We start from the raw sequence: 24,649 nt of genomic DNA on the forward strand, positions 1-24,649 counted from the left end.
TTAAAATTTTTAATTATCTAATTAATAAAAGGTCTCCTACGACATATCCAATCAAAAAACACATTTTTTCTAATAGAAGATAGAGTTTAATAATTCTATCCATATAGAAACCAACGATAATAGTCTTCAAAAACTCAATTTTAGAATAAAATGAAGTAAAATAAAACGCATAATATCAAGGATGTTCAACACCTGATACTATACGCTCTTTTGATTTCAAAAACTTTTTTCTCAACCTCGTTAGTTACTTAGATTGTTACACAATCAAATAAATTTACTGAACTACGACACGAAGTTTGGCAAATCGATTACATTTGCCAAACGTAGTTAGTGAGGCAGTTAGCTAGTTCGCTTCCTTACCATTACGACGGGAAAATCCACGGATCGATAATATTCGTGGATTTTTCCTAGTGAAGCGTTTAGGTAAACAGCCATAGCAGTTACCGATTATTAGATTACGACACGGAGTTAATGAGGCAGTTAGCTAGACCACTCACTACCAATTACGACGGGGAGTTTTACGAATCGATATTATTCGTGGACTTTGCCTAGTGAAGCGTTTAGGTAAGCCAATTGTTACACCACGACACGAAGAGGCGAAAACGATTATTTTTCGCCGATGAGTTAGTAAGGCAGTTAGCTAGACTACTTCCTACCAGTTACGACGGAAAAATCCACGGATCGATATTATTCGTGGACTTTGCCTAGTGAAGCGTTTAGGTAAGCCAATTGTTACACTACGACACGGAGTTTTACAAATCGATTCTATTTGTAAAACGTAGTTAGTGAGGCAGTTAGGCAAGTCTAATAGGACTTGCCGTAGCCTACTTAGATTGCTTTGCAATCAAGTAGGCTTACTGAATCACATTTTTTCTTCCAACTCTACGTCTGGATACTTGTCCGCAAACCAGCGAAGGGCAAAGTCATTTTCAAAGAGGAAAACTGGCTGGTCAAAACGGTCTTTGGCCAAGATATTTCGACTTGACGACATCCGTTCATCCAAGTCCTCAGGCTTGATCCAACGAACAGTCTTTTTACCCATTGGGCTCATGACTACTTCCGCATTGTACTCGCCTTCCATACGGTGCTTAAAGACTTCAAACTGAAGTTGACCAACAGCGCCTAGCATGTACTCGCCTGTTTGGTAATTCTTATAAAGCTGAACGGCTCCTTCCTGCACCAATTGTTCAATCCCCTTATGGAAGGATTTTTGCTTCATGACATTCTTAGCAGAAACTTTCATGAAAATTTCAGGAGTAAAGGTTGGTAGCGGTTCAAATTCAAACTTGTTTTTTCCAACCGTCAAGGTATCCCCAACCTGATAAGTACCAGTATCGTAAACTCCGATAATATCACCTGCCACAGCATTAGTCACATTTTCACGACTTTCAGCCATAAACTGAGTCACATTTGACAGTTTAGCCCCTTTACCAGTACGAGGCAGATTAACACTCATCCCACGCTCAAATTCACCTGATACGATACGGACAAAGGCAATACGGTCACGGTGACGAGGGTCCATGTTGGCTTGGATTTTAAAGACAAATCCTGAGAAATCCTTGTCATAAGGATCTATAATTTCACCGTCCGTTTTCTTGTGTCCATGTGGTTCTGGAGCAAACTTAAGGAATGTCTCAAGGAAGGTCTGCACACCAAAGTTAGTAAGGGCTGAACCGAAGAAGACAGGTGTCAATTCTCCAGCAAGGATAGCTTCCTCTGAAAACTCATTTCCAGCTTCATTTAAAAGCTCAATATCATCTTTGACTTGCTCGTAGAAAGGATTGCTACCAAAGAGTTTATCTCCATCTTCTAGACTGGCAAAACGCTCATCTCCTTTATAGAGTTCCAAGCGTTGGTTATAGAGGTCATACAATCCTTCAAAGGCTTTCCCCATCCCGATTGGCCAGTTCATCGGATAGCTAGCAATTCCCAAGACTTCTTCTAGTTCTTGTAAGAGATCCAAAGGTTCACGACCGTCACGGTCCAGCTTGTTCATAAAGGTAAAAACTGGAATGCCACGATGTTTCACAACCTCAAACAATTTCTTGGTTTGAGCCTCAATACCCTTGGCAGAGTCCACGACCATGACCGCAGCATCCACCGCCATCAAGGTACGATAGGTATCTTCTGAGAAGTCCTCGTGCCCTGGTGTATCTAGGATATTCACGCGCTTACCATCGTAGTCAAACTGCATCACAGATGAAGTAACCGAAATCCCACGTTGCTTCTCGATATCCATCCAGTCAGACTTGGCAAAAGTTCCTGTTTTCTTTCCTTTTACGGTACCAGCCTCACGAATCTCGCCCCCAAAGTAGAGCAACTGCTCAGTAATAGTTGTTTTCCCCGCGTCAGGGTGAGAGATGATAGCAAAGGTACGACGTTTCTTAATTTCTTCTTGAATATTCATAAGTTCTCTTTCTTTGATTCTCTATTTTTCTTGGTTCAATAGCTAAGAATGATTTCTACATTGGATTTTACCATTCCTTTCAACATTCCATTATATCGGATTTTAGCATTTTTTTCAATTTCTATTTTATGTCAGACTATACTTGAATAAAAGCTATTCCTTATAGTCAAATATATCGAAAACCGTGACAATTCTAGCAAAAATGATATAATAAAAGAAAAAGGAGAAGCAATCATGTTCAAGGAATTTGGTGTAACTAATTTAGAAGTGACAAAAGATGATATTTACAAGAATCCAAGCAACCCTATTTTACGCATGTATGATGACGATGAATTAATTGGAACCTTTAGTATTCTAACTGGAGAAGTATTGGAAAATTTGGACTTGGCAGACTATGACATTCGTTTTGCTCAAAAGCAAATTGAATTAAATCGCGATAACTACCTTGAAACATGGAAGGACTACGTGGGATTATTACATGCCTAAATATTCTTTCTTAAAGTATGGTATTGAAATTCGTCCTAACGAACATAACCATAAAGGTCAAAAAGCGCATATTCACTTTTATATCCACGGAGAAGAAGTGGGTTCAATGTTTCTGAACGGTGAACTGAGAGATGGTAAATTAAAGGCAAAAGACCTAAGAATGATAAGGCAATATGTTTTAGAAAATGCAGATGAACTTCAGGCTCTATGGAATGAATACCAAAAAAGTGCATATTAAAATAAAAAAATCTTAGTTTGCTAATGTACGATAGACAAAACCTAGCGAGCAATTTTAATGCCTACTATTCAACTATTGCCCCACTTAGGTACTAACCATCCTACTCCCCTTGCAATTTTTTAAATAAATGTTACAATAAATGTAGAAAAAGGTGTTGCGACAACAACACCCCACAGAGCCGTTTAAGACGGTGGCTGTAATTACATAACTAAAAAATAGCTCGTTAACTCACCAAAGTTAGGACGGCTATTTTTTTGTCTCTTTTACCAATTCAAGGATGAACTTCAGGAGCGTGATAACAAAGTTACCAGCTACAAACATGAGCGTCAAAGCCTCAAAGGGGGGGCAAATCTGGTTACTACTTTCTACTAAATACTCTTCAAAAATCAAATTCAAACTACGTCAGCTTCGCCTTGCCGTACTCAAGTACAGTCTTCGGCTAGCTTCCTAGTTTGCTCTTTGATTTTCATTGAGTATAAGATTTTACAGGTTCTGCACATAAGCATCACCATCCTTTCGATTTCGTAACCACCGTCTTCACTTCTCTGTTATACCATTGTATCATATAATTTCCCCTTTGAAATCCGCTTTTCAAATAAATCATCATCAAAAACCGTTCTCCATCCTATACCTGTCTTTTTTCAGCTTTCCCTCCCTTATTTATAGGAAAATATGGTAAAATAGAACAGACTAAAAATCATCATTTCACGAAAGGATGCAAGATGAAAATTACGCAAGAAGAGGTAACACACGTTGCCAATCTTTCAAAATTAAGATTCTCTGAAGAAGAAACTGCTGCCTTTGCGACTACCTTGTCTAAGATTGTTGACATGGTTGAATTGCTGGGCGAAGTTGACACAACTGGTGTCGCACCTACTACGACCATGGCTGACCGCAAGACTGTACTCCGCCCTGATGTAGCCGAAGAAGGAACAGACCGCGATCGCTTGTTTAAAAACGTACCTGAAAAAGACAACTATTATATCAAGGTACCAGCTATCCTAGACGATGGAGGAGATGCCTAATGACTTTCAACAATAAAACCATTGAAGACTTGCACAATCTCCTTGTTTCTAAGGAAATTTCTGCAACTGAATTGACCCAAGCAACGCTTGAAGATATCAAGTCTCGAGAGACAGCTATCAACGCTTTTGTTACCATCGCTGAGGAGCAAGCCCTTGCTCAAGCTAAAGCTATTGATGAAGCTGGAATTGACGCTGACAATGTCCTTTCAGGAATTCCACTTGCAGTTAAGGATAACATCTCTACAGACGGCATTCTCACAACTGCTGCCTCAAAAATGCTCTACAATTATGAGCCTATCTTTGATGCGACAGCCGTTGCCAATGCAAAGGCTAAAGGCATGATTGTCGTCGGAAAAACCAACATGGACGAATTTGCCATGGGTGGTTCAGGTGAGACTTCCCACTACGGTGCCACTAAAAATGCTTGGGACCATAGCAAGGTTCCTGGTGGTTCATCAAGTGGTTCTGCTGCAGCTGTAGCTTCAGGACAAGTCCGCTTGTCACTTGGTTCTGATACTGGTGGTTCTATCCGCCAGCCTGCTGCCTTCAACGGAATCGTTGGTCTCAAACCGACCTACGGAACGGTTTCTCGTTTCGGTCTCATTGCCTTCGGTAGCTCATTAGACCAGATTGGACCTTTTGCACCAACTGTTAAGGAAAACGCCCTCTTGCTCAATGCTATTGCCAGCCAAGATGCCAAAGACTCTACTTCTGCTCCTGTCCGCATCGCTGACTTTACTTCAAAAATCGGTCAAGACATCAAGGGTATGAAAATCGCTTTGCCTAAAGAATATCTTGGCGAAGGGATTGACCCAGAGGTTAAGGAAACTATCCTGAACGCAGCCAAACACTTTGAAAAACTCGGTGCTATCGTTGAAGAAGTTAGCCTTCCTCACTCTAAATACGGTGTTGCCGTTTACTACATCATCGCTTCATCAGAAGCTTCATCAAACTTGCAACGTTTTGACGGTATCCGTTATGGCTATCGTGCAGAGGATGCGACTAATCTTGATGAAATCTATGTAAACAGCCGTAGCCAAGGTTTTGGTGAAGAAGTGAAACGTCGTATCATGCTAGGTACTTTCAGCCTTTCATCAGGTTACTACGATGCTTACTACAAGAAAGCTGGTCAGGTTCGTACCCTTATCATCCAAGATTTCGAAAAAGTCTTTGCGGGTTACGATTTGATTTTGGGGCCAACTGCTCCAAGCGTTGCTTATGACTTGGATTCACTCAACCACGATCCAGTTGCCATGTACTTGGCTGACCTCTTGACCATCCCAGTCAACTTGGCTGGTCTTCCAGGAATTTCGATTCCTGCTGGATTCTCTCAAGGTCTACCTGTCGGACTGCAATTGATTGGTCCTAAGTACTCTGAGGAAACCATTTACCAAGCTGCTGCTGCCTTTGAAGCAACAACAGACTACCACAAACAACAACCCGTGATTTTTGGAGGTGACAACTAATGAACTTTGAAACAGTCATTGGACTTGAAGTCCACGTAGAGCTCAACACCAATTCAAAAATCTTCTCACCTACTTCTGCTCACTTTGGAAATGACCAAAATGCCAACACCAACGTGATTGACTGGTCTTTCCCAGGAGTACTACCCGTTCTCAATAAAGGTGTTGTCGATGCCGGTATCAAGGCTGCTCTTGCCCTCAACATGGACATCCACAAAAAGATGCACTTTGACCGCAAGAACTACTTCTATCCTGACAATCCAAAAGCCTACCAAATTTCTCAGTTTGATGAGCCAATTGGCTACAACGGCTGGATTGAAGTGGAGCTAGAAGACGGTACGACCAAGAAAATCGGTATCGAACGTGCTCATTTAGAAGAAGATGCTGGTAAAAACACCCACGGTACAGATGGCTACTCTTACGTTGACCTCAACCGTCAAGGGGTGCCTTTGATCGAGATTGTATCTGAAGCCGACATGCGCTCGCCAGAAGAAGCCTACGCTTATCTAACCGCCCTCAAGGAGGTTATCCAGTACGCTGGTATTTCTGACGTTAAGATGGAAGAAGGTTCGATGCGTGTGGATGCCAACATTTCCCTTCGTCCTTATGGGCAAGAGAAATTCGGTACCAAGACTGAGTTGAAGAACCTCAACTCCTTCTCAAATGTTCGTAAGGGGCTTGAATACGAAGTCCAACGTCAGGCTGAAATCCTTCGTTCAGGTGGTCAAATTCGCCAAGAAACACGCCGTTACGATGAAGCCAACAAGGCAACCATCCTCATGCGTGTCAAGGAAGGCGCTGCTGACTACCGTTACTTCCCAGAACCAGACCTCCCCCTCTTTGAAATCTCAGATGAGTGGATTGAGGAAATGCGTACTGAATTGCCAGAATTTCCAAAAGAACGCCGTGCGCGCTACGTATCTGACCTCGGCTTGTCAGACTACGATGCTAGCCAGTTGACTGCTAATAAAGTAACTTCTGACTTCTTTGAAAAAGCTGTTGCCCTCGGTGGCGATGCCAAACAGGTCTCTAACTGGCTCCAAGGTGAAGTCGCTCAATTCTTGAACGCTGAAGGCAAGACACTGGAACAAATCAAATTGACACCAGAAAACTTGGTTGAAATGATTGCCATCATCGAAGACGGCACGATCTCTTCTAAGATTGCCAAGAAAGTCTTTGTCCACCTAGCTAAAAATGGTGGTGGAGCGCGTGAATACGTGGAAAAAGCAGGTATGGTTCAAATCTCAGATCCAGCTGTCTTGATTCCAATTATCCACCAAGTCTTTGCCGATAACGAAGCCGCAGTTGCCGACTTCAAGTCAGGTAAACGTAACGCAGATAAGGCCTTTACAGGATTCCTGATGAAAGCAACAAAAGGCCAAGCCAACCCACAAATTGCCCTTAAACTCCTTGCCCAAGAATTGGCGAAGTTGAAAGAAGATTAACATGTAAAAGAAACCAGCCCTGAGGTTGGTTTTTTCGCTCCTTTTCGCTCCTACCAAATCCCGTTAACTATTTTGGCTTTATTTCCAGAAGATTTTATGGTAAAATGAAGAGTAATAATATTTATTAAAGAGGTAAAAACATGATTGAAGCAAGCAAATTGAAAGCTGGTATGACATTTGAAACTGCAGACGGAAAATTAATCCGCGTTTTGGAAGCTAGCCACCACAAACCAGGTAAAGGAAACACGATCATGCGTATGAAATTGCGTGATGTCCGTACTGGTTCTACATTTGACACAAGCTACCGTCCAGAAGAAAAATTCGAACAAGCTATTATCGAAACTGTTCCAGCTCAATACTTGTACAAAATGGATGAAACTGCCTACTTCATGAACACTGAAACTTACGACCAATACGAAATCCCAGTCGTAAATGTTGAAAATGAATTGCTTTACATCCTTGAAAACTCTGATGTAAAAATCCAATTCTACGGAACTGAAGTAATCGGTGTAACTGTACCAACTACTGTTGAATTGACAGTCGCTGAAACACAACCATCTATCAAAGGTGCTACTGTTACAGGTTCTGGTAAACCAGCAACTATGGAAACTGGACTTGTTGTCAATGTTCCAGACTTCATCGAAGCTGGACAAAAATTGATCATCAACACTGCAGAAGGAACTTACGTTTCTCGTGCCTAATCTCTAGAAAGAGGTCATTCTATGGGAATTGAAGAACAATTTGGCGAAATCGTTATCGCTCCACGTGTACTTGAAAAAATCATTGCCATCGCAACTGCAAAAGTTGAGGGTGTCCACTCATTTTCAAATAAATCCGTATCTGATACCCTATCAAAACTCTCTCTTGGTCGTGGCGTCTACTTAAAAGAAAGCAATGAAGAGCTAACTGCTGACATCTATCTCTACCTTGAGTACGGTGTGAAAGTACCAAAAGTAGCTCTTGCTATTCAAAAAGCTGTCAAAGACGCTGTCCTTGATATGGCTGATGTGGAACTTTCTGCTGTCAACATCCATGTTGCAGGAATCGTTCCAGATAAAACACCAAAACCTGAGTTGAAAGATCTATTTAACGAGGACTTCCTCAATGACTAGTCCATTATTAGAATCTAGACGTGAACTCCGAAAATGCGCTTTTCAAGCTCTCATGAGCCTTGAATTCGGCACAGATATGGAAACAGCTTGTCACTTTGCCTACACACATGACCGTGAAGATGCAGATGTGCAAATCCCTGCCTTTCTCCTAAACTTGGTTTCTGGTGTTCAATCGCAAAAAGACGATTTGGATAAACAAATCAACCAGCACCTCAAGTCAGGCTGGACAGTTGAACGATTGACCTTGGTCGAAAAAAACTTACTACGCCTGGGTATCTTTGAAATTACTTCATTTGATACACCTCAGCTGGTAGCAGTCAATGAAGCCATTGAACTTGCCAAAAATTTTTCAGATCAAAAATCAGCCCGCTTTATCAACGGACTGCTTAGTCAATTTGTAACTGAAGAAAATGAATAATCAAAAAGGTGTTTGGTCTTCCAAGCACCTTTTTCTTCGTCCTTTATACAGAGTAATACTCTTCAAAAATCTCTTCAAACCACGTCAGCTTCGCCTTGCCGTATATCTGTGACTGACTTCGTCAGTCTTATCTACAATCTCAAAATAGTGTTTTGAGCAGCCTGTGGCTAGCTTCCTAGTTTGCTCTTTGATTTTTATTGAGTATAAGAACCACATAAAAAATAGAACTGACTGCCAGTTCTAGTTTTTGTATTAGTATTTTCTAAACCGTTGATAGCGCTCTTCCAACAACTCTTCTAACGTTTTTTGTGAAAGCAGAGCTAGATCAGCTTGAAGTTCTTTTTTGACATTCTTAATTAGTTCTTTGCTAGAAAGTCCCGTTTCAGAGATCACCTTATCCACAACGTCCATTTCTAACAGCTCATGAGAAGTGATTTTCATCAGCTCTGCTGCTTCCATGGCACGACTGCCGTCCTTCCATAGAATAGAAGCAAAGCCTTCTGGACTGAGAATAGCATAGATAGAATTTTCCAGCATCCAAACACGGTCTGCGACTGCCAGAGCCAGAGCTCCACCTGAACCACCTTCACCGATAATAATGGCGATAATAGGAACTTTCAGGTCACTCATTTCCATGAGATTGCGAGCGATAGCTTCCCCTTGACCACGTTCTTCCGCTCCCACACCAGGATAGGCACCTGCTGTATTGATAAAAGTCACCACTGGACGGCCAAACTTTTCAGCCTGTTTCATCAAACGTAGAGCCTTGCGGTAGCCTTCTGGATGCGGTTGGCCAAAATTCCGTTTGAGGTTATCTTGTAAACTCTTGCCTTTTTGGATACCAACCACTGTTACAGCTTGGTCTCCAAGCCAGCCGATACCACCAACAACTGCACCATCATCTCGGAAAGAACGGTCACCATGTAACTGGATAAATTCATCAAAAATGCCTGTCGCAAAGTCCAAGGTTGTCAAGCGACTCTGCTCACGCGCTTCTCTGACTATTTTTGCAATATTCATCTAGGACTCCCTCCGTGCAATCTGACTAGGCTAGCAATGGTATCTGGCAAGTCTCTTCTTTTGACAATAGCATCCACAAAGCCATGTTCCAATAGGAATTCTGCCTTTTGGAAACCCTCAGGCAAGCTTTCACGAACCGTATTTTCAATCACACGACGCCCAGCAAAACCAACCAAACTTTGTGGTTCAGCCAGAATGATATCGCCTTCCATAGCGAAAGAAGCTGTCACACCACCAGTCGTTGGATCTGTCAAAATAGTCAGGTAAAAGAGGCCAGCATTTGAATGACGTTTAACCGCTGCAGAAATCTTGGCCATCTGCATGAGACTCATGATTCCTTCCTGCATACGGGCTCCACCAGAGGCTGTGAAGAGAACAACTGGCAACTTTTCAACAGTAGCATACTCAAACAAGCGAGTAATTTTTTCCCCTACAACCGTACCCATAGAAGCCATGATAAAGTTGGAATCCATAATCCCAAGAGCCACAGTCTGACCTTTAATAAGAGCAGTTCCTGTGACAACGGCTTCATCCAGACCTGTTTTTTCACGCATAGTTGCTAGTTTCTTTTGATAACCAGGGAAATGCAAGGGATCATTGCTTTCAATCCCTGTAAACAATTCCTTGAAGGTTCCCATATCAATCGTCAGAGCTAAGCGTTCTTGGGCAGAAATACGAAAAGTATAGCTACAGTGTGGACAGATACGCTCACTTCCCAGATCCTTCTGATAGATGGTATGCTTACAACCTGGACACTTAGAAAATAATTCATCTGGAACCTCTGGCTTGGCTTGAGGTTTTTCCCTAACCGAACGATTGGGATTGATTCGAATATACTTATCTTTTTTACTAAATAGAGCCATTGATTCCCCTTTTCGGTTTAAACTCTTGAAGTCATTTTATTCTTTTTCTTGATATTTAGGTAAGAAGGTTTCCATCAAGAAGGAAGTATCGTAATCCCCAGCAATAACATTGCGATCTGAAATGAGGTCAAGCTGGAAATCTGCATTGGTCTGTACTCCCTCTATCTCTAGTTCATAGAGGGCACGTTGCATTTTCATCAAGGCATCAAAACGATTTTCGCCGTGAACGATGACTTTGGCAATCATACTATCATAATAAGGCGGAATAGTATAACCTGGATAAACCGCTGAATCCACGCGCAAGCCAACTCCCCCACTTGGAAGATAGAGATTGGTAATCTTACCTGGACTTGGAGCAAAGTTAAAAGCTGGATTTTCTGCATTGATACGACATTCAATAGCATGGCCACGTAGGACAATATCTTCTTGCTTCACAGACAGAGGCTGACCTGCCGCAATGCGAATCTGTTCCTTAACGATATCAACACCTGAAACAAACTCTGTTACAGGATGTTCCACCTGAACACGTGTATTCATTTCCATGAAATAGAATTTACCACTGGCTTCATCAAGAAGAAACTCAATGGTTCCTGCGTTCTCATAGCCAACAGACTCTGCAGCTCGAACAGCAGCTGAACCAATTTCATGACGAAGCGTTTTTCCAATTGCAATCGAAGGGCTTTCTTCCAAAACCTTTTGGTTATTCCGTTGAAGAGAACAATCCCGTTCCCCCAAGTGAATCACATTTCCGTGTTCATCTCCTAGGATTTGAACCTCGATATGACGAGCTGGATAGATGACCCGTTCTATGTACATGGCACCATTGCCATAATTGGCCTTGGCTTCACTAGAGGCAGTTTCAAAGGCTGAAACGAGATCTTCTGGTTTTTCAACCTTACGAATCCCTTTGCCACCTCCACCTGCTGAAGCCTTGAGCATAACAGGATAGCCAATTTTTTCAGCAACAATCAATGCTTCCTCAGAGTCATGCACTTCTCCATCCGAACCTGGAATGACAGGCACGCCTGCTTTGATCATCTGAGCGCGCGCATTGATCTTATCCCCCATCATATCCATGACATGACCAGATGGGCCGATAAACTTGATACCAACTTCTTCACACATAGTAGCAAATTTGGAATTTTCACTGAGAAATCCAAAACCTGGGTGAATGGCTTCAGCCTCAGTCAAGACTGCAGCTGATAGAACCGCATTAATGTTAAGATAAGACTCCGTTGCCTTACCAGGGCCAATACAAACCGCCTCATCTGCTAAAAGCGTATGAAGGGCTTCCTTATCGGCAGTTGAATAGACCGCTACCGTCGCAATCCCCAATTCACGCGCCGCACGAATAATACGAACCGCAATTTCACCGCGATTGGCAATTAAAATTTTTCGAAACATGGAGAACCTCCTTAGTTCCCTATTGCAAAGGTAAGAGTACCACTGGCTGCAAGCTTGCCATCCACTTCAGCCTTTGCTTCAACCACGGCAATAGTGCCACGACGTTTTACAAAAGTCGCTGTCATAACCAATTGGTCGCCTGGTACAACTTGCTTCTTGAACTTAACCTTGTCCATACCAGCGTAGAAGACTAGTTTCCCTTTATTTTCAGGCTTAGACAACTCCAAGACACCAGCTGTTTGCGCCAAGGCTTCCATGATCAGAACACCTGGCATAACTGGATATTGAGGGAAATGACCGTTAAAGAAGGGCTCATTGATGGTTACATTTTTGATGGCAACAATAGTGTCCTCGCTCACTTCCAACACACGATCTACTAGGAGCATAGGATAACGGTGGGGAAGGGCTTCTTTGATTCCTTGAATATCGATCATTTGATACGTACCAATCCTTTACCAAACTCAACCATTTCTTCGTTAGAAACAAGAATTTCCGTTACCACACCATCCTTAGGAGCTGGGATTTCATTCATGACTTTCATGGCTTCGATAATTACCAATGTTTGACCTTTTTTAACACTATCACCAACTGTTACAAAGGCAGGTTTATCTGGACCAGCAGCCAAGTAAGCCACCCCAACAAGTGGGCTCTCTACAACATCTCCCTCAGCAGCCACACTTGTTTCAGCTGGAGCTGAAACTTCTTCTGCTACAGTCTCTGCTGGAGCAGATGTAGGAACTACTGGACTAGGTGTTGCTAGAACTGGTGCTGGAGCAACTTGAGGTGCAACTTCAGATACAAGTCTCGCTTCATTCTTGCTAAACTCCAACTCATCCGTCCCATTCTTATAGGAAAATTCTCTCAAACTTGATTGGTCAAATTGAGCCATCAAGTCTTTAATATCGTTTAAATTCATACTTACTTATTCTCCCAACGTTTGAAAGCAAGAACTGCATTGTGGCCACCAAAACCAAAAGTATTTGAAATAGCGTATGGAATTTCTTGCTCCAAGCCTTGTCCATAAACGACATTGGCTTCGATATAATCTGATACTTCACTTGTCCCAGCTGTCATTGGAACAAAGTTATGACGCATAGCCTCGATTGTTACGATAGCTTCTACTGCACCTGCAGCCCCCAGCAAATGTCCTGTGAAAGACTTAGTTGATGATACGGGCACTTCCTTACCAAGAACAGCTACGATAGCACCACTTTCTCCTTTTTCATTAGCAGGAGTTGACGTTCCGTGAGCATTGACATAGGCTACTTGCTCTGGAGAAATCTCAGCTTCTTCCAAAGCTAATTTGATGGCCTTGATAGCTCCCTGACCTTCTGGATGTGGTGAAGTCATGTGGTAGGCATCACAGGTATGTCCATAACCAACCACTTCAGCAAGGATCGTCGCCCCACGTTTTTCCGCGTGTTCAAGACTTTCAAGAACCAACATCCCTGAACCTTCCCCCATAACAAAACCATTGCGGTCCTTATCAAATGGGATAGAAGCACGACTTGGATCCTCTGTAGTTGATAGAGCAGTTAGGGCTTGGAAACCAGCGATAGCAAAAGGTGTGATAGAGGCTTCTGAACCACCTACCAACATAACATCTTGGAAACCAAACTTAATTGAGCGGAAGGCATCCCCAATCGCATCATTTGATGAAGCGCAGGCAGTATTGATGGATTTACAAACACCGTTTGCTCCAAAACGCATAGCAACATTTCCTGAAGCCATATTTGGCAAGGCTTTTGGAAGGGTCAATGGTTTCACACGTTTTGGTCCTTTATCATGGAGGCGAAGCACTTGATCTTCAATTTCTTTGATTCCACCAATACCAGAGGCAACGATAACACCAAAACGATCTTTATCAAGAGCCTCTACATCCAAATTGGCATGATTAACAGCTTCTTGGGCTGCATACAAGGCATATAAAGAATAGTTATCAAAACGATTGGTATCTTTCTTTACAAAGTATTTATCAAAAGGAAAATCTTGAACTTCTGCCGCATTATGCACATCAAAGTCACTGTGATCAAATTTTGTAATTGGACCAATTCCGATTTTTCCAGTTGTCAAACTATTCCAAAATTCTTCTGGTGTATTTCCGATTGGAGATGTTACTCCATAACCTGTTACTACTACGCGATTTAGTTTCATCTTTTTCACCTCTAGCTTCTGCTACATACTTAAGCCACCATCAATGGCAACCACTTGACCAGTTAGATAATCTTGGCCTGCTAAAAATACTGTCAAATCTGCAACCTGCTCTGCCTGCCCAAATTCTTTCATAGGAATTTGCGCCAGCATGGCATCTTTTACCTTGTCCGATAGAACTGCTGTCATATCGGACTCAATCATTCCAGGTGCGATAGCATTAACCCTGATATTGCGATTGGCTACTTCACGCGCCACAGACTTGGTAAAACCAATCAAACCAGCCTTAGAAGCTGCATAGTTAGCTTGACCAATATTTCCCATCAAACCAACAACACTAGACATATTAATGATAGCACCTTCTCTGTCTTTCATCATCGGTTTCAAGACTGATTGTGTCATGTTAAAGGCACCAGTCAGGTTAACCTTGAGCACTTTTTCAAAATCTGCTTCTGTCATCTTGAGCATGAGGGTGTCTTGGGTAATTCCTGCATTGTTGACCAAAACATCTACTGAACCCAGCTCTGCAATAGCTTGCTCAACCATACGCTTAGCGTCTGCAAAATCGGATACGTCTCCTGAAATAGGAACCACCTTGACACCGTAGTCTGCAAACTCAGCGAGTAATTCTTCAGAGATAGGCCCACGACTGTTTAATACGATATTAGCTCCAGCTTGAGCAAACTTGTGGGCGATGGCAAGACCAATTCCACGACTTGAACCTGTAACAAAGATATTTTTATTTTTTAGTTGCATTCTTTTCTCCTGTTTCCTCCTGTATTTATGGGAGAATGGATTACTAGTTTCCTAGAAGAGCTTCCAGGCTAGCCTGATCTTCAACATTGGCTAGTTTAGCCGTCTTATCAATCTTTTTAACAAAGCCTGACAAGACTTTCCCTGGGCCAATCTCGATAAAGTTGGTTACGCCTGCTTCTTGCATAACTGCAATACTTTCATAGAAACGAACTGGTTCCTTGACCTGACGCGTCAAAAGTTGAGCAATGTCTTCTTTTTGCATGACAGCAGCTTCTGTATTGCCGACTAGGGGACAAGTGAAATCTGAAAAACTTACCTGAGCTAGAGTTTCAGCTAGTTTCTGGCTAGCAGGCTCAAGGAGAGCGGTATGAAAGGGGCCTGAAACTTTGAGAGGAATCAAGCGTTTGGCACCTGCTTCTTGCAAGAGTTCGACAGCTCGGTCAACCGCAAGTACTTCTCCACCAATCACGATTTGTGCAGGTGTATTATAGTTTGCTGGAGTAACGACTCCAAGTTCAGAAGCTTTTTGACAGGCTTCCTCAATAACCTCTACTGGCGTATTGAGAACTGCCACCATCTTGCCAGAACCAGCAGGAGCTGCTTCTTCCATATAGGCTCCACGCTTAGCTACCAAGGATACCGCATCTTCAAAATCCAAGGCGCCACTGGCCACCAAGGCAGAATATTCTCCGAGGGACAAACCAGCAACCATATCAGGCTGATAACCCTTTTCTTTCAATAAACGGTAAATAGCAACTGAAGTCGCTAAAATGGCTGGTTGCGTATAGCGAGTCTGATTGAGTTTGTCTTCTTCCGTATCGATGAGATGACGCAAATCATAACCGAGTATCTGACTCGCTTGATCAATTGTTTCTTTGACAATCGGATACTGATCATAGAGATCCCGTCCCATCCCTAGATACTGGGCACCTTGACCAGCAAATAAAAAGGCTGTTTTAGTCATTTCTTACAACTCCTGCCCAACGAGAGGCTTCTTCTTGAATTTTCTTAGCTGCTCCGTAATACAAATCTTTTAGGATTTCTTCAACGGTTTCTTCTTTGGAAACAAGGCCTGCAATTTGACCTGCCATAACAGATCCGCCATCCACATCTCCGTGGACAACCGCTTTGGCTAGAGCACCCGCTCCCATTTGCTCAAAAATTTCCAAATCTGGATTTTCTTGTTTAAAGGCATCTTTTTCAGCCTGTTCAAAATCACGAGTCAACTGATTTTTAATAGCACGAACAGCATGTCCAAAGTGTTGAGCTGAAATCGTAGTATCAATATCTCGAGCTTTTAAAATTTTCGCCTTATAATTTGGATGGGCATTAGACTCTTTTGCAACGACAAAACGAGTTCCAACCTGAACAGCCTCTGCACCTAGCATAAAGCCAGCCGCAGCACCTTCACCATCTGCAATCCCTCCTGCAGCAATAACAGGAATAGATACAGCTGCAGCTACCTGACGCACCAAGGTCATGGTTGTTAATTTACCGATATGACCCCCAGCTTCCATTCCTTCTGCAATAACAGCGTCCGCACCGATTTTTTCCATGCGTTTAGCTAAAGCAACACTAGGCACAACTGGAATAACCGTAATCCCAGCAGCATGGAAGCGTTCCATGTACTTGCTTGGATTTCCTGCTCCTGTTGTCACTACCTTAACACCTTCCTCTATAACGAGGTCTACAATATCTTCCACAAAGGGAGACAAGAGCATGATGTTGACCCCAAAGGGTTTATCAGTCAATGATTTGATTTTATCAATATTTGCCTTGACAACTTCTTTAGGGGCATTCCCCCCACCGATAATCCCTAGCCCTCCAGCCTTGGAAACAGCCCCTGCCAAATCACCATCAGCAACCCAGGCCATTCCTCCTTGAAAGATAGGATAATCAATGTTCAATAATTCTGTAATACGCGTTTTCATAGTGCCTCCATCGTTTCTTGCTTACGTAATAGTTCGATATCGTCATAATTTGACAATCAAACTATTGCCTAAACAAGAGGGAGCGGGTTTCCCTACTCCTTCTATCTATATTCTGCTTATACTCTTCAAAAATCTCTTCAAACCACGTCAGCGTCACCTTGCCGTACTCAAGTACAGCCTGCGGCTAGCTTCCTAGTTTGCTCTTTGATTTTCATTGAGTATTATTTTGTTTGCTCTTCAACGTAGGCAACCAAGTCACCAACTGTTTTCAAGTCATCTTCTGCTTCGATTTGGATATCAAAAGCATCTTCGATTTCTGAGATTACTTGGAACAAGTCCAATGAATCTGCATCCAAGTCATCAAAAGTTGATTCAAGTGTTACTTCTGATGCGTCTTTTCCAAGTTCTTCAACGATAATTTCTTGTACTTTTTCAAATACTGCCATGATAGGACTCCTTTAAAATAAATAATTTTTTATAACAATGTGTTCACCACATGATTACCTAAATTGTAAGAATGAGCGTGCCCCAGGTCAAGCCTCCACCGAAGCCTGATAAAAGAACAGTCTGGCTACCATCTAAATGGATGAGGCCTTGTTCTACACACTCTGAAAGTAAAATCGGGATACTTGCTGCACTGGTATTGCCATATTCCATCATATTGGCTGGAAGTTTGTCTCGGTCGACACCAATTTTCCTAGCCATCTTATCCAAAATACGGTCATTAGCCTGATGAAGTAGCAGATAATCCAAGTCTGTCGCCTCTACAGGAGATTCATCAATAGTCTGTTTGATAGACTTGGCTACATCCCGAATAGCAAAATCAAAGACTGCACGTCCATCCATCTTCAAAAATGAATCTGTATTTTTTTGATCTGAAAATGGAGAATGTAGGCCTGAATGTCCATAAGTCAGACACTCACTGCGACTTCCATCGCTATTGAGACTCTCAGCCAAGAAATGCTCTTGCTCGCTAGCTTCTAGCAAGACTCCACCAGCACCATCTCCAAACAACACAGCTGTTGATCGATCCGACCAATCGACTGCCTTAGAGAGGGTTTCACTACCAATCACCAAGCCTTTTTGAAAGCGACCAGAAGCTATAAACTTTTCAGCAGTTGAAAGAGCAAATACAAATCCACTACAAGCAGCTGTTAGGTCAAAAGCAAAGGCCTTACTAGCACCAATATTAGCTTGGACTCGAGCAGCTGTAGAGGGCATCATCGAATCTGGAGTAATGGTAGCTAGGATGATAAAATCCAACTCCTCTCCTGTGATTCCAGCTTTTGTCATCAGTTTCTTAGCAACTTCTGTAGCCAAATCACTAGTAGATTCTGTTCTTGAAATATGCCTTTGTCGTATTCCCGTTCGACTTGAAATCCACTCATCATTGGTATCCATAATCTGAGCTAAATCATGATTTGTAACCACCTGCTCTGGCACATAATGAGCAACCTGGCTTATTGTTGCAAAAGCCATTATCTCAAATCCTCCAAAAATTGATAAAGATTAGTCAAACCTTTGCTCATAACCTCAATTTCTTGCTTACTCATACCATCGATGATTTTTTCAACCATGGCCTTGTGGAAGCGTTTATGTAGTCTATGAACCAAGCGACCTTTCTTTGTCAAATGCAGATGCACCACACGTCGATCATGTTCTGAACGAATGCGTTCAATATAACCCTTGCGTTCGAGATTATTCAAACTAGTCGTAACTGTCCCAAGAGTCACCATCAACTCTTTTGACACTTGACTTGGTGTCACGTCTGGGAATTTCCCAATCACATCAATCGTATGCATTTCTTTGATGGAGATATCCTTGAAACGACTACCTCTCAAGCTAACTTCCTCAATGACAAGGACATTGTTAAATATAGATGTTAAATATTCATTAATTCGTTGGTAGTCCAATCCTTCTTTCCCTCCTTCTCAAAAAAACTTTTACAATCAAAACATTTGACAAAAGAATTATATCAAACTTCAAAGAATGACGCAAGTATCTTTTTTATTTTCCTATAAATTTAGGTCTTCTTCTCTCCGAATGAGCCCGAACTCCCTCTTTAAAATCCTCTGTTTTAGCTAGTGATTCCTGTAGATGCAGTTCTAAAACAGCATAATCTTGCCAATCTTTAAATTGGCTCTCCCACACCAACTTCTTAATGGCAGCATAGGAATTGCCTGAACCACGTCTTAATTTTTTAAGAAGCTGTTCTCTAGTTTTTTCTAACTTATCAGCTTCAGAAATACGGTAAACCACACCCCACTCTAGAGCTTTTTCTGCTGTCAAAGCCTCCCCTGTCATGGCTAGTTGGGCAGCACGCGTCACACCAATACTGCGGCTCAAGAGATGAATTCCTCCTGCATCTGGAGCCAAACCAACTCCAACAAAGGCTTGAATAAATTTAGCCTTATCGGTCGCTAAACAGAAATCTGCGGCAACAGCCATATTAGCTGCGGCACCTGCAACAGCCCCATCAACTTCCATCAAAACAGGCTTTGCAATTTGCTTGATTTTATAAGAAATCGTATTGACCAATTCTGCGATTTTCGTTAATGATGGAATATCATCCTCATCTACTGCACGCTTCATCTCTACTAAATCTCCCCCAACTGAGAAGACTTTGCCATTGGCATTAATCAAGATAAAATGCACAGCTGGATCCTCTTCCGCCAGAGTCAAGGCTTCTAAAATCTCCTCACACATTGGAATATGGAAACCATTAGCGACATCAGGACGATTCAACGTAATGATTGCCAAATCCTCTTCAAGCTGATAAATAATATGTTCCATCTGGACTCCTTTTTATTTTTATAAGCAAGTTAAATCATTTTATTATCAAAGTATATCTTTTTTACTCTTAAAAAGCAAGAATAAGAATGTAATAAGTGTCTCAGCCGATTTTAGATTCCTTATCTTTCCCTGTAAAATAGCTTATTTTCTTCATTGAAAAAAGGCTTTCTTTCTGCTATAATCGTATAAAATACTTACTTTAGGAGTTCTTATGAAAGTTGTTAAATTTGGAGGTAGCTCTCTTGCCTCTGCTGGTCAATTAGAAAAAGTTTTAAACATCGTTAAAAGCGATCCAGAACGCCGTTTTGTAGTCGTTTCTGCACCTGGGAAACGCAATGCTGAAGATACTAAGGTTACGGATGCCTTGATTAAATACTACCGCGACTATGTTGCTGGTAATGATATTAGCAAGAGTCAAAGCTGGATTATCGACCGCTATGCTGCTATGGTTAGCGAATTGGGACTAAAGCCAGCTATTCTAGAAAAAATTTCTAAAAGCATTCGTGCCTTGGCCACTCTGCCTATCGAAGAAAACGAATTTCTCTACGATACTTTCCTAGCAGCGGGTGAAAACAACAATGCTAAATTAATCGCTGCCTACTTTAATCAAAATGGGATTGATGCACGCTATGTGCACCCTAGAGAAGCTGGGATTGTGGTCACAAGTGAGCCTGGTCACGCTCGCATCATTCCATCAAGTTATGACAAGATTGAAGAATTAACAAATGCAAATGAAGTCCTTGTTATTCCTGGTTTCTTTGGAGTTACTAAGGAAAATCAAATCTGTACCTTCTCACGTGGAGGCTCTGATATCACTGGTTCTATCATTGCTGCTGGTGTCAAGGCTGACCTTTATGAAAACTTTACGGATGTTGATGGTATCTTTGCAGCCCATCCTGGTATTATTCACCAACCACACTCGATCCCTGAGTTGACCTACCGTGAAATGCGTGAATTGGCCTATGCAGGATTCTCAGTCCTTCATGACGAAGCCCTTCTTCCTGCCTACCGCGGAAAAATCCCTCTGGTTATCAAAAATACAAACAACCCTGATCATCCAGGTACTCGTATCGTTCTAAAACACAGTAGTGATGAATTTCCAGTTGTGGGAATTGCTGGTGATTCTGGCTTTGTCAGCATCAACATGTCTAAATACCTCATGAACCGTGAGGTTGGATTTGGTCGCAAGGTTCTGCAAATCCTTGAAGACCTCAACATCGGTTGGGAACATATGCCAACTGGTATCGACGATCTTTCAATCATTCTCCGTTCTCGTGAACTAACTCCTATCAAGGAAGAAGAAATCCTTCGTCAGTTGGTTCAAAAGGCTGAAGTAGACCATGCAGAAATCGAACACGATCTTTCTATCATTATGATTGTTGGAGAAAAAATGAAGAGTCATATCGGAGTAACTGCTACTGCTACACGCGCTCTATCTGAAAACAAGATCAATATCCAGATGATGTCTCAAGGTTCTAGTGAAGTTTCTATCATGTTTGTTGTTAATAAAGACCAGGAGAAAGCAGCTATTAAAGCCCTCTACAATGCCTTTTTTGGAGAAAGTAAGGAAGACTAATCATGGCCCAATCACTTAATAAAACAGTGCTTCTCAGTACGACAGGAACTTCCTACCTCTCTATAGCTGGGAAAATTGGGAAATTCCTTGTCGGAGATCAGGCTCTGGAATTTTACCCAGATGTCAACGTCGAACAATTTATCCAGATTCCTTGGAGCCATATCAACCAAATTGGAGCCAATGTCACTGGTCGCAAAATCAGTCGCCACTTCGAAGTCTTTACAGACAGAGGAAAATTCCTTTTTGCTTCAAAAGACTCAGGTGCTATTCTTAAAATTGCTCGAGAAAAACTGGGTAATGACAAAGTCGTCAAACTTCCTACCCTAATTCAGACCATTGGTCAAAAATTTAAAAATCTATTTGCAAAAAAGTAGAAACTTTAGTATAATCATAGCAACGGATAAGTAGGTTATCTTCTTCTTTCAGAAAGTCTGCGGGTGCTGCGAGCAGATAGGAGGGATAGGTGAAATTCTACCGTTAGTAATAATTACATACACAATCAAGTGCACACCTGTGAAGTTGGATGGAACCGTGGCCCTGTCACTCCAACGCTTTGACAGGTGTGCTTTTTTCATAAAGGAGTTCTTATGTTAGATATCAAACGTATTCGTACAGACTTTGATGCTGTCGCAGAAAAATTGGCTACACGTGGTGTAGATGCTGCTGTCTTGAATGAAATGAAAGAAATCGATGCTAAACGTCGTGACATCTTGGTCAAGGTTGAAACTCTCAAAGCAGAACGTAACACAGTTTCTGCTGAGATTGCCCAAGCCAAACGCAACAAGGAAAATGCAGATGACAAGATTGCTGCCATGCAAAACCTATCTGCTGAAGTCAAAGCCTTGGATGCTGAATTGGCAGAAATCGATGCTAAATTGACAGAATTTACCACTACTCTCCCAAACATCCCAGCTGACAGCGTTCCTGTTGGGGCTGACGAAGATGACAATGTGGAAGTTCGCCGTTGGGGGACTCCACGCGAATTTGACTTCGAACCTAAAGCTCACTGGGATCTTGGTGAAGACCTTGGTATTCTTGACTGGGAACGCGGCGGTAAGGTGACGGGCGCTCGCTTCCTCTTCTATAAAGGTCTTGGTGCTCGTTTGGAACGTGCTATCTACAACTTTATGTTGGATGAGCATGGTAAGGAAGGCTATACTGAAGTCATCACACCTTACATGGTTAACCACGATTCTATGTTCGGTACTGGTCAATATCCAAAATTCAAGGAAGATACTTTTGAACTCAGCGACAGCAATTATGTCCTTATTCCTACAGCTGAAGTTCCTCTGACAAACTACTACCGTGATGAAATCCTGGACGGTAAAGACCTGCCAATCTATTTCACTGCTATGAGTCCATCATTCCGTTCTGAGGCTGGTTCAGCTGGTCGTGATACTCGTGGCTTGATTCGTCTGCACCAATTCCACAAGGTTGAAATGGTCAAATTTGCCAAACCAGAAGAATCTTACGAAGAATTGGAAAAAATGACAGCCAACGCTGAAAACATTCTTCAAAAACTCAACCTTCCATACCGTGTCGTTGCGCTCTCTACTGGAGATATGGGCTTCTCAGCTGCTAAGACTTACGACTTGGAAGTTTGGATTCCAGCGCAAAATACTTACCGTGAAATCTCAAGCTGTTCAAACACAGAAGATTTCCAAGCCCGTCGTGCCCAAATCCGTTATCGTGATGAAGCAGATGGCAAGGTGAAACTCCTTCACACTTTGAACGGTTCTGGACTTGCAGTTGGACGTACAGTTGCCGCTATTCTTGAAAACTACCAAAATGCAGATGGTTCTGTAACCATCCCAGAAGCTCTTCGTCCATACATGGGTGGCGCTGAAGTCATCAAACCATAAAAAATAAGGTTTAGCTATTTCTAGCTAGACCTTTTTTCGTAACCAAATCAGATAAGCGCCTAATACAAAGAGTAAAATAGTTAAGCAAATAACAGTTTCAGCCACTACCAGATAATCCAGAAATGGAAGTTTCAAGATTCCTTGAGCCATCTTGAGCGAGGTAGCCGTGATAATGGTTGGGAAGGTTAAGGCTGAGAAGGCTGGTTGAAAGCCTTGTTTTAAAATATTAGGTAGACGAGTTAAAACAAAGAAAAAGAAGGATTGAGAAGCCAAAATCATGACAATCAAGAACCAAGTCGGTAGGCTCTCTCCTCCAACTCGAACTAGAGAAGCCAAGAGCAGAGAGAAAGGAGCACAGTAGATTCCTTCCTGTCCAAGCATGGCTAGTGGGAGTGGATGTTTCTTTAAATCGCTATAAATAAGGGGATAGAGATAGAAAGTCAATAGAAACCCAAAACTCAAAGTCGCATAGGCAATTTCGATGATACCTACCAGTGGATAAGTCAAGGCTGCCACTGCTATTCCCACATAGAGAACCGTCCAGCTAGGAGTGGAATGAACCCTCCGACCAGGACAGGCAAATTTGATGGTAAATCCAGCAATCAGGGCCAAATCCAAGAGAAATGAAAACCACCAGAGCCCTTGTGCTACTATAGGAAGATGAGCGAACACGCGAAAGACATAGGTCGATAAAATCATTCCAGCCATGGGAAAGGTTGCCATTCCTGACAAAAGAGGGGGCTTGGTCAATTCTTGCTTGGTTTCTTTCCAATTAAGCAGATGAAATATAAGAAAGTAAATCCACAAACTCAAACCTGTCAAACTAAATACCTGTGACAGAACTGGCAACATATCTAAAACGAGATTCCCAGCTCCTGCTAAACCTAGCAAGCAACCAGAAAATACTAAGGGGAGTTTTTTCATCCTAACCTCCAATAATCATGTTAATTTCAGTATAGCATAAAAGCGCTTAAATGAGGACTTAAAAAAACGAAGTCCGATTATTTCAGACTTCATTTTACTCAGATATGAATTAAGCATAAGGTTGCAATTCTGGGTTAATTGGTGTATTGGCTAGATTGTTTGCGTAGTTACAGAGGCTTGCTAGGCTGACACCAAGAACCACATCCAAGGCATTTTGTTGAGTGTATCCAGCTTCTAAAAACTCAGCTAAGGCTTCATCTCCAACACGCCCCTTGGTATTAATAACCGCTAAGGTAAACTTAGCTAGGGTGTCCAATTTAGGATCTGTTTCAATCGGAGTACGATTACGAAGGGCTTGAAGCAGATCATCATTCATCTGGATTTGTTTGATTGAAAAGGCTGTGTGACCTGCGACACAGAAGGCACAACCATTAGTTACGGCTGCCGTGATTTGCACCACTTCACGCTCAACAGGTGTCAAGCTGTTGCGACGGTTGATAGCTCCGACAGTTCTGTAGGCTTCTAGGGCAGTAGGTGCATTAGCCAAGAGTCCGATTAGATTTGGAATAAAGCCATTGTTGTCTTTTTCTACTGTTTCAAGAACTTCTTTCACTTCTGCTGGTGCTGATTCTACTGTATGGATTGTAAATATTGTCATCATAAAACCTCTTTTCATTTTGTTGAAACCTAGTCTATCACAGATTCTATACCTTGTATAATATATATTTTAAATTGCACTGATAAAAATTCTTTATGAAAGTAAAAAAACCACACA

The 24,649-nt window shown here is 42.0% G+C and carries 28 protein-coding genes; 11 read left to right on the plus strand and 17 right to left on the minus strand.

Translation table 11 applies throughout. From position 1 onward, the window contains the following. Window positions 1-862: 862 nt before the first annotated feature. Complete coding sequence (locus tag SK642_RS07635) at window positions 863-2,407, minus strand: peptide chain release factor 3 (protein WP_033684195.1); 1,545 nt, start codon at window positions 2,405-2,407, stop codon at window positions 863-865. A 234-nt stretch (window positions 2,408-2,641) separates the two neighbouring features. Here SK642_RS07635 and SK642_RS07640 point away from each other — a divergent pair, with 234 nt between their 5' ends. Both SK642_RS07640 and SK642_RS07645 read left to right on the plus strand, forming a co-directional pair. Then, window positions 2,642-2,893 carry a hypothetical protein gene (locus SK642_RS07640; RefSeq protein WP_000471833.1) on the plus strand — a complete coding sequence of 84 codons (252 nt, stop codon included), beginning with the start codon at window positions 2,642-2,644 and terminating at the stop codon, window positions 2,891-2,893. Further along, window positions 2,886-3,131, plus strand: a complete 246-nt coding sequence (locus SK642_RS07645; RefSeq protein ID WP_033684197.1) for a DUF4160 domain-containing protein — start codon at window positions 2,886-2,888, stop codon at window positions 3,129-3,131. The genes SK642_RS07640 and SK642_RS07645 overlap by 8 nt, the downstream gene beginning before the upstream one ends. 246 nt (window positions 3,132-3,377) lie before the next feature. Here the strand turns inward: SK642_RS07645 and SK642_RS10995 are convergent, their stop codons facing one another. After that, a complete protein-coding gene (locus SK642_RS10995) occupies window positions 3,378-3,452 on the minus strand; it encodes a hypothetical protein (RefSeq protein WP_232610068.1) in 75 nt (24 codons plus the stop codon). A gap of 401 nt (window positions 3,453-3,853) precedes the next feature. Between SK642_RS10995 and gatC the strand changes: the two genes are divergently transcribed. The 6 genes from gatC to nusB all read left to right on the plus strand — a co-directional run bounded on the left by gatC (window position 3,854) and on the right by nusB (window position 8,594). Then, a complete protein-coding gene (gatC, locus tag SK642_RS07650; protein WP_000705419.1) occupies window positions 3,854-4,156 on the plus strand; it encodes an Asp-tRNA(Asn)/Glu-tRNA(Gln) amidotransferase subunit GatC in 303 nt (100 codons plus the stop codon). Continuing rightward, entirely contained in the window at window positions 4,156-5,622 is a 1,467-nt protein-coding gene (gene gatA / locus SK642_RS07655; RefSeq protein ID WP_033684198.1) for an Asp-tRNA(Asn)/Glu-tRNA(Gln) amidotransferase subunit GatA, read from the plus strand. The genes gatC and gatA overlap by 1 nt, the downstream gene beginning before the upstream one ends. Further along, the gene (gene gatB / locus SK642_RS07660; protein WP_033684199.1) at window positions 5,622-7,064 is read left to right on the plus strand and encodes an Asp-tRNA(Asn)/Glu-tRNA(Gln) amidotransferase subunit GatB; all 1,443 of its coding nucleotides are present in this window, start codon (window positions 5,622-5,624) and stop codon (window positions 7,062-7,064) included. The genes gatA and gatB overlap by 1 nt, the downstream gene beginning before the upstream one ends. Window positions 7,065-7,204: 140 nt before the next feature. Continuing rightward, window positions 7,205-7,765 carry an elongation factor P gene (gene efp / locus SK642_RS07665; protein ID WP_000568643.1) on the plus strand — a complete coding sequence of 187 codons (561 nt, stop codon included), beginning with the start codon at window positions 7,205-7,207 and terminating at the stop codon, window positions 7,763-7,765. A 21-nt stretch (window positions 7,766-7,786) separates the two neighbouring features. Further along, the gene (locus tag SK642_RS07670; RefSeq protein ID WP_033684200.1) at window positions 7,787-8,176 is read left to right on the plus strand and encodes an Asp23/Gls24 family envelope stress response protein; all 390 of its coding nucleotides are present in this window, start codon (window positions 7,787-7,789) and stop codon (window positions 8,174-8,176) included. Then, complete coding sequence (nusB, locus tag SK642_RS07675) at window positions 8,169-8,594, plus strand: transcription antitermination factor NusB (RefSeq protein ID WP_033684201.1); 426 nt, start codon at window positions 8,169-8,171, stop codon at window positions 8,592-8,594. The genes SK642_RS07670 and nusB overlap by 8 nt, the downstream gene beginning before the upstream one ends. 252 nt (window positions 8,595-8,846) lie before the next feature. On the opposite strand, the gene SK642_RS07680 is transcribed toward nusB, so the two are convergent. The 13 genes from SK642_RS07680 to SK642_RS07740 form a co-directional block, all read right to left on the minus strand. After that, window positions 8,847-9,614, minus strand: a complete 768-nt coding sequence (locus SK642_RS07680) for an acetyl-CoA carboxylase carboxyl transferase subunit alpha (protein WP_033684202.1) — start codon at window positions 9,612-9,614, stop codon at window positions 8,847-8,849. Further along, window positions 9,611-10,477 carry an acetyl-CoA carboxylase, carboxyltransferase subunit beta gene (gene accD, locus SK642_RS07685; RefSeq protein WP_033684203.1) on the minus strand — a complete coding sequence of 289 codons (867 nt, stop codon included), beginning with the start codon at window positions 10,475-10,477 and terminating at the stop codon, window positions 9,611-9,613. The genes SK642_RS07680 and accD overlap by 4 nt, the downstream gene beginning before the upstream one ends. Window positions 10,478-10,513: 36 nt before the next feature. Then, complete coding sequence (accC, locus tag SK642_RS07690) at window positions 10,514-11,881, minus strand: acetyl-CoA carboxylase biotin carboxylase subunit (RefSeq protein ID WP_033684204.1); 1,368 nt, start codon at window positions 11,879-11,881, stop codon at window positions 10,514-10,516. 11 nt (window positions 11,882-11,892) lie between these two features. Next, window positions 11,893-12,315 (minus strand): 3-hydroxyacyl-ACP dehydratase FabZ, encoded by a 423-nt coding sequence (gene fabZ / locus SK642_RS07695; protein WP_000565515.1) that lies wholly within the window; start codon window positions 12,313-12,315, stop codon window positions 11,893-11,895. Then, complete coding sequence (accB, locus tag SK642_RS07700; RefSeq protein ID WP_033684206.1) at window positions 12,312-12,797, minus strand: acetyl-CoA carboxylase biotin carboxyl carrier protein; 486 nt, start codon at window positions 12,795-12,797, stop codon at window positions 12,312-12,314. The genes fabZ and accB overlap by 4 nt, the downstream gene beginning before the upstream one ends. Before the next feature lie 2 nt (window positions 12,798-12,799). Further along, window positions 12,800-14,035: a beta-ketoacyl-ACP synthase II gene (gene fabF, locus SK642_RS07705; protein ID WP_033684207.1), complete on the minus strand. Its 1,236-nt coding sequence runs from the start codon at window positions 14,033-14,035 to the stop codon at window positions 12,800-12,802. Window positions 14,036-14,056: 21 nt separating this feature from the next. Next, window positions 14,057-14,788 carry a 3-oxoacyl-[acyl-carrier-protein] reductase gene (fabG, locus tag SK642_RS07710; RefSeq protein ID WP_033684209.1) on the minus strand — a complete coding sequence of 244 codons (732 nt, stop codon included), beginning with the start codon at window positions 14,786-14,788 and terminating at the stop codon, window positions 14,057-14,059. A gap of 43 nt (window positions 14,789-14,831) precedes the next feature. Beyond that, entirely contained in the window at window positions 14,832-15,752 is a 921-nt protein-coding gene (gene fabD, locus SK642_RS07715; RefSeq protein WP_033684211.1) for an ACP S-malonyltransferase, read from the minus strand. Further along, window positions 15,745-16,719, minus strand: a complete 975-nt coding sequence (gene fabK / locus SK642_RS07720) for an enoyl-[acyl-carrier-protein] reductase FabK (protein ID WP_033684213.1) — start codon at window positions 16,717-16,719, stop codon at window positions 15,745-15,747. Before fabK ends, fabD begins: the two co-directional genes overlap by 8 nt. Before the next feature lie 221 nt (window positions 16,720-16,940). Then, on the minus strand, window positions 16,941-17,165 hold the full coding sequence (locus tag SK642_RS07725) for an acyl carrier protein (RefSeq protein ID WP_000257838.1): 225 nt from the start codon (window positions 17,163-17,165) through the stop codon (window positions 16,941-16,943). Window positions 17,166-17,223: 58 nt separating this feature from the next. Then, window positions 17,224-18,198, minus strand: coding sequence for a beta-ketoacyl-ACP synthase III (locus SK642_RS07730; RefSeq protein WP_033684215.1), 975 nt, complete (start codon window positions 18,196-18,198; stop codon window positions 17,224-17,226). Further along, entirely contained in the window at window positions 18,198-18,632 is a 435-nt protein-coding gene (locus SK642_RS07735) for a MarR family winged helix-turn-helix transcriptional regulator (RefSeq protein ID WP_000386351.1), read from the minus strand. The genes SK642_RS07730 and SK642_RS07735 overlap by 1 nt, the downstream gene beginning before the upstream one ends. A gap of 94 nt (window positions 18,633-18,726) precedes the next feature. Next, a complete protein-coding gene (locus tag SK642_RS07740) occupies window positions 18,727-19,512 on the minus strand; it encodes an enoyl-CoA hydratase (protein ID WP_033684216.1) in 786 nt (261 codons plus the stop codon). A 211-nt stretch (window positions 19,513-19,723) separates the two neighbouring features. Between SK642_RS07740 and SK642_RS07745 the strand changes: the two genes are divergently transcribed. The 3 genes from SK642_RS07745 to serS all read left to right on the plus strand — a co-directional run bounded on the left by SK642_RS07745 (window position 19,724) and on the right by serS (window position 22,950). Continuing rightward, window positions 19,724-21,088, plus strand: a complete 1,365-nt coding sequence (locus tag SK642_RS07745; RefSeq protein WP_033684217.1) for an aspartate kinase — start codon at window positions 19,724-19,726, stop codon at window positions 21,086-21,088. 2 nt (window positions 21,089-21,090) lie between these two features. Next, window positions 21,091-21,462, plus strand: a complete 372-nt coding sequence (locus SK642_RS07750; RefSeq protein ID WP_033684218.1) for a DUF956 family protein — start codon at window positions 21,091-21,093, stop codon at window positions 21,460-21,462. A gap of 213 nt (window positions 21,463-21,675) precedes the next feature. Next, window positions 21,676-22,950, plus strand: coding sequence for a serine--tRNA ligase (serS, locus tag SK642_RS07755; protein WP_033684219.1), 1,275 nt, complete (start codon window positions 21,676-21,678; stop codon window positions 22,948-22,950). 24 nt (window positions 22,951-22,974) lie between these two features. On the opposite strand, the gene SK642_RS07760 is transcribed toward serS, so the two are convergent. Together SK642_RS07760 and SK642_RS07765 are read right to left on the minus strand one after the other, a co-directional pair. After that, on the minus strand, window positions 22,975-23,874 hold the full coding sequence (locus SK642_RS07760) for a TDT family transporter (protein ID WP_033684220.1): 900 nt from the start codon (window positions 23,872-23,874) through the stop codon (window positions 22,975-22,977). Window positions 23,875-23,983: 109 nt separating this feature from the next. Next, window positions 23,984-24,532 (minus strand): carboxymuconolactone decarboxylase family protein, encoded by a 549-nt coding sequence (locus SK642_RS07765; RefSeq protein WP_033684272.1) that lies wholly within the window; start codon window positions 24,530-24,532, stop codon window positions 23,984-23,986. Window positions 24,533-24,649 lie beyond the last annotated feature (117 nt).

The sequence above is a fragment of the Streptococcus mitis genome (genome assembly GCF_000722705.1).
Classification (GTDB): Bacteria; Bacillota; Bacilli; order Lactobacillales; family Streptococcaceae; genus Streptococcus; species Streptococcus mitis_P.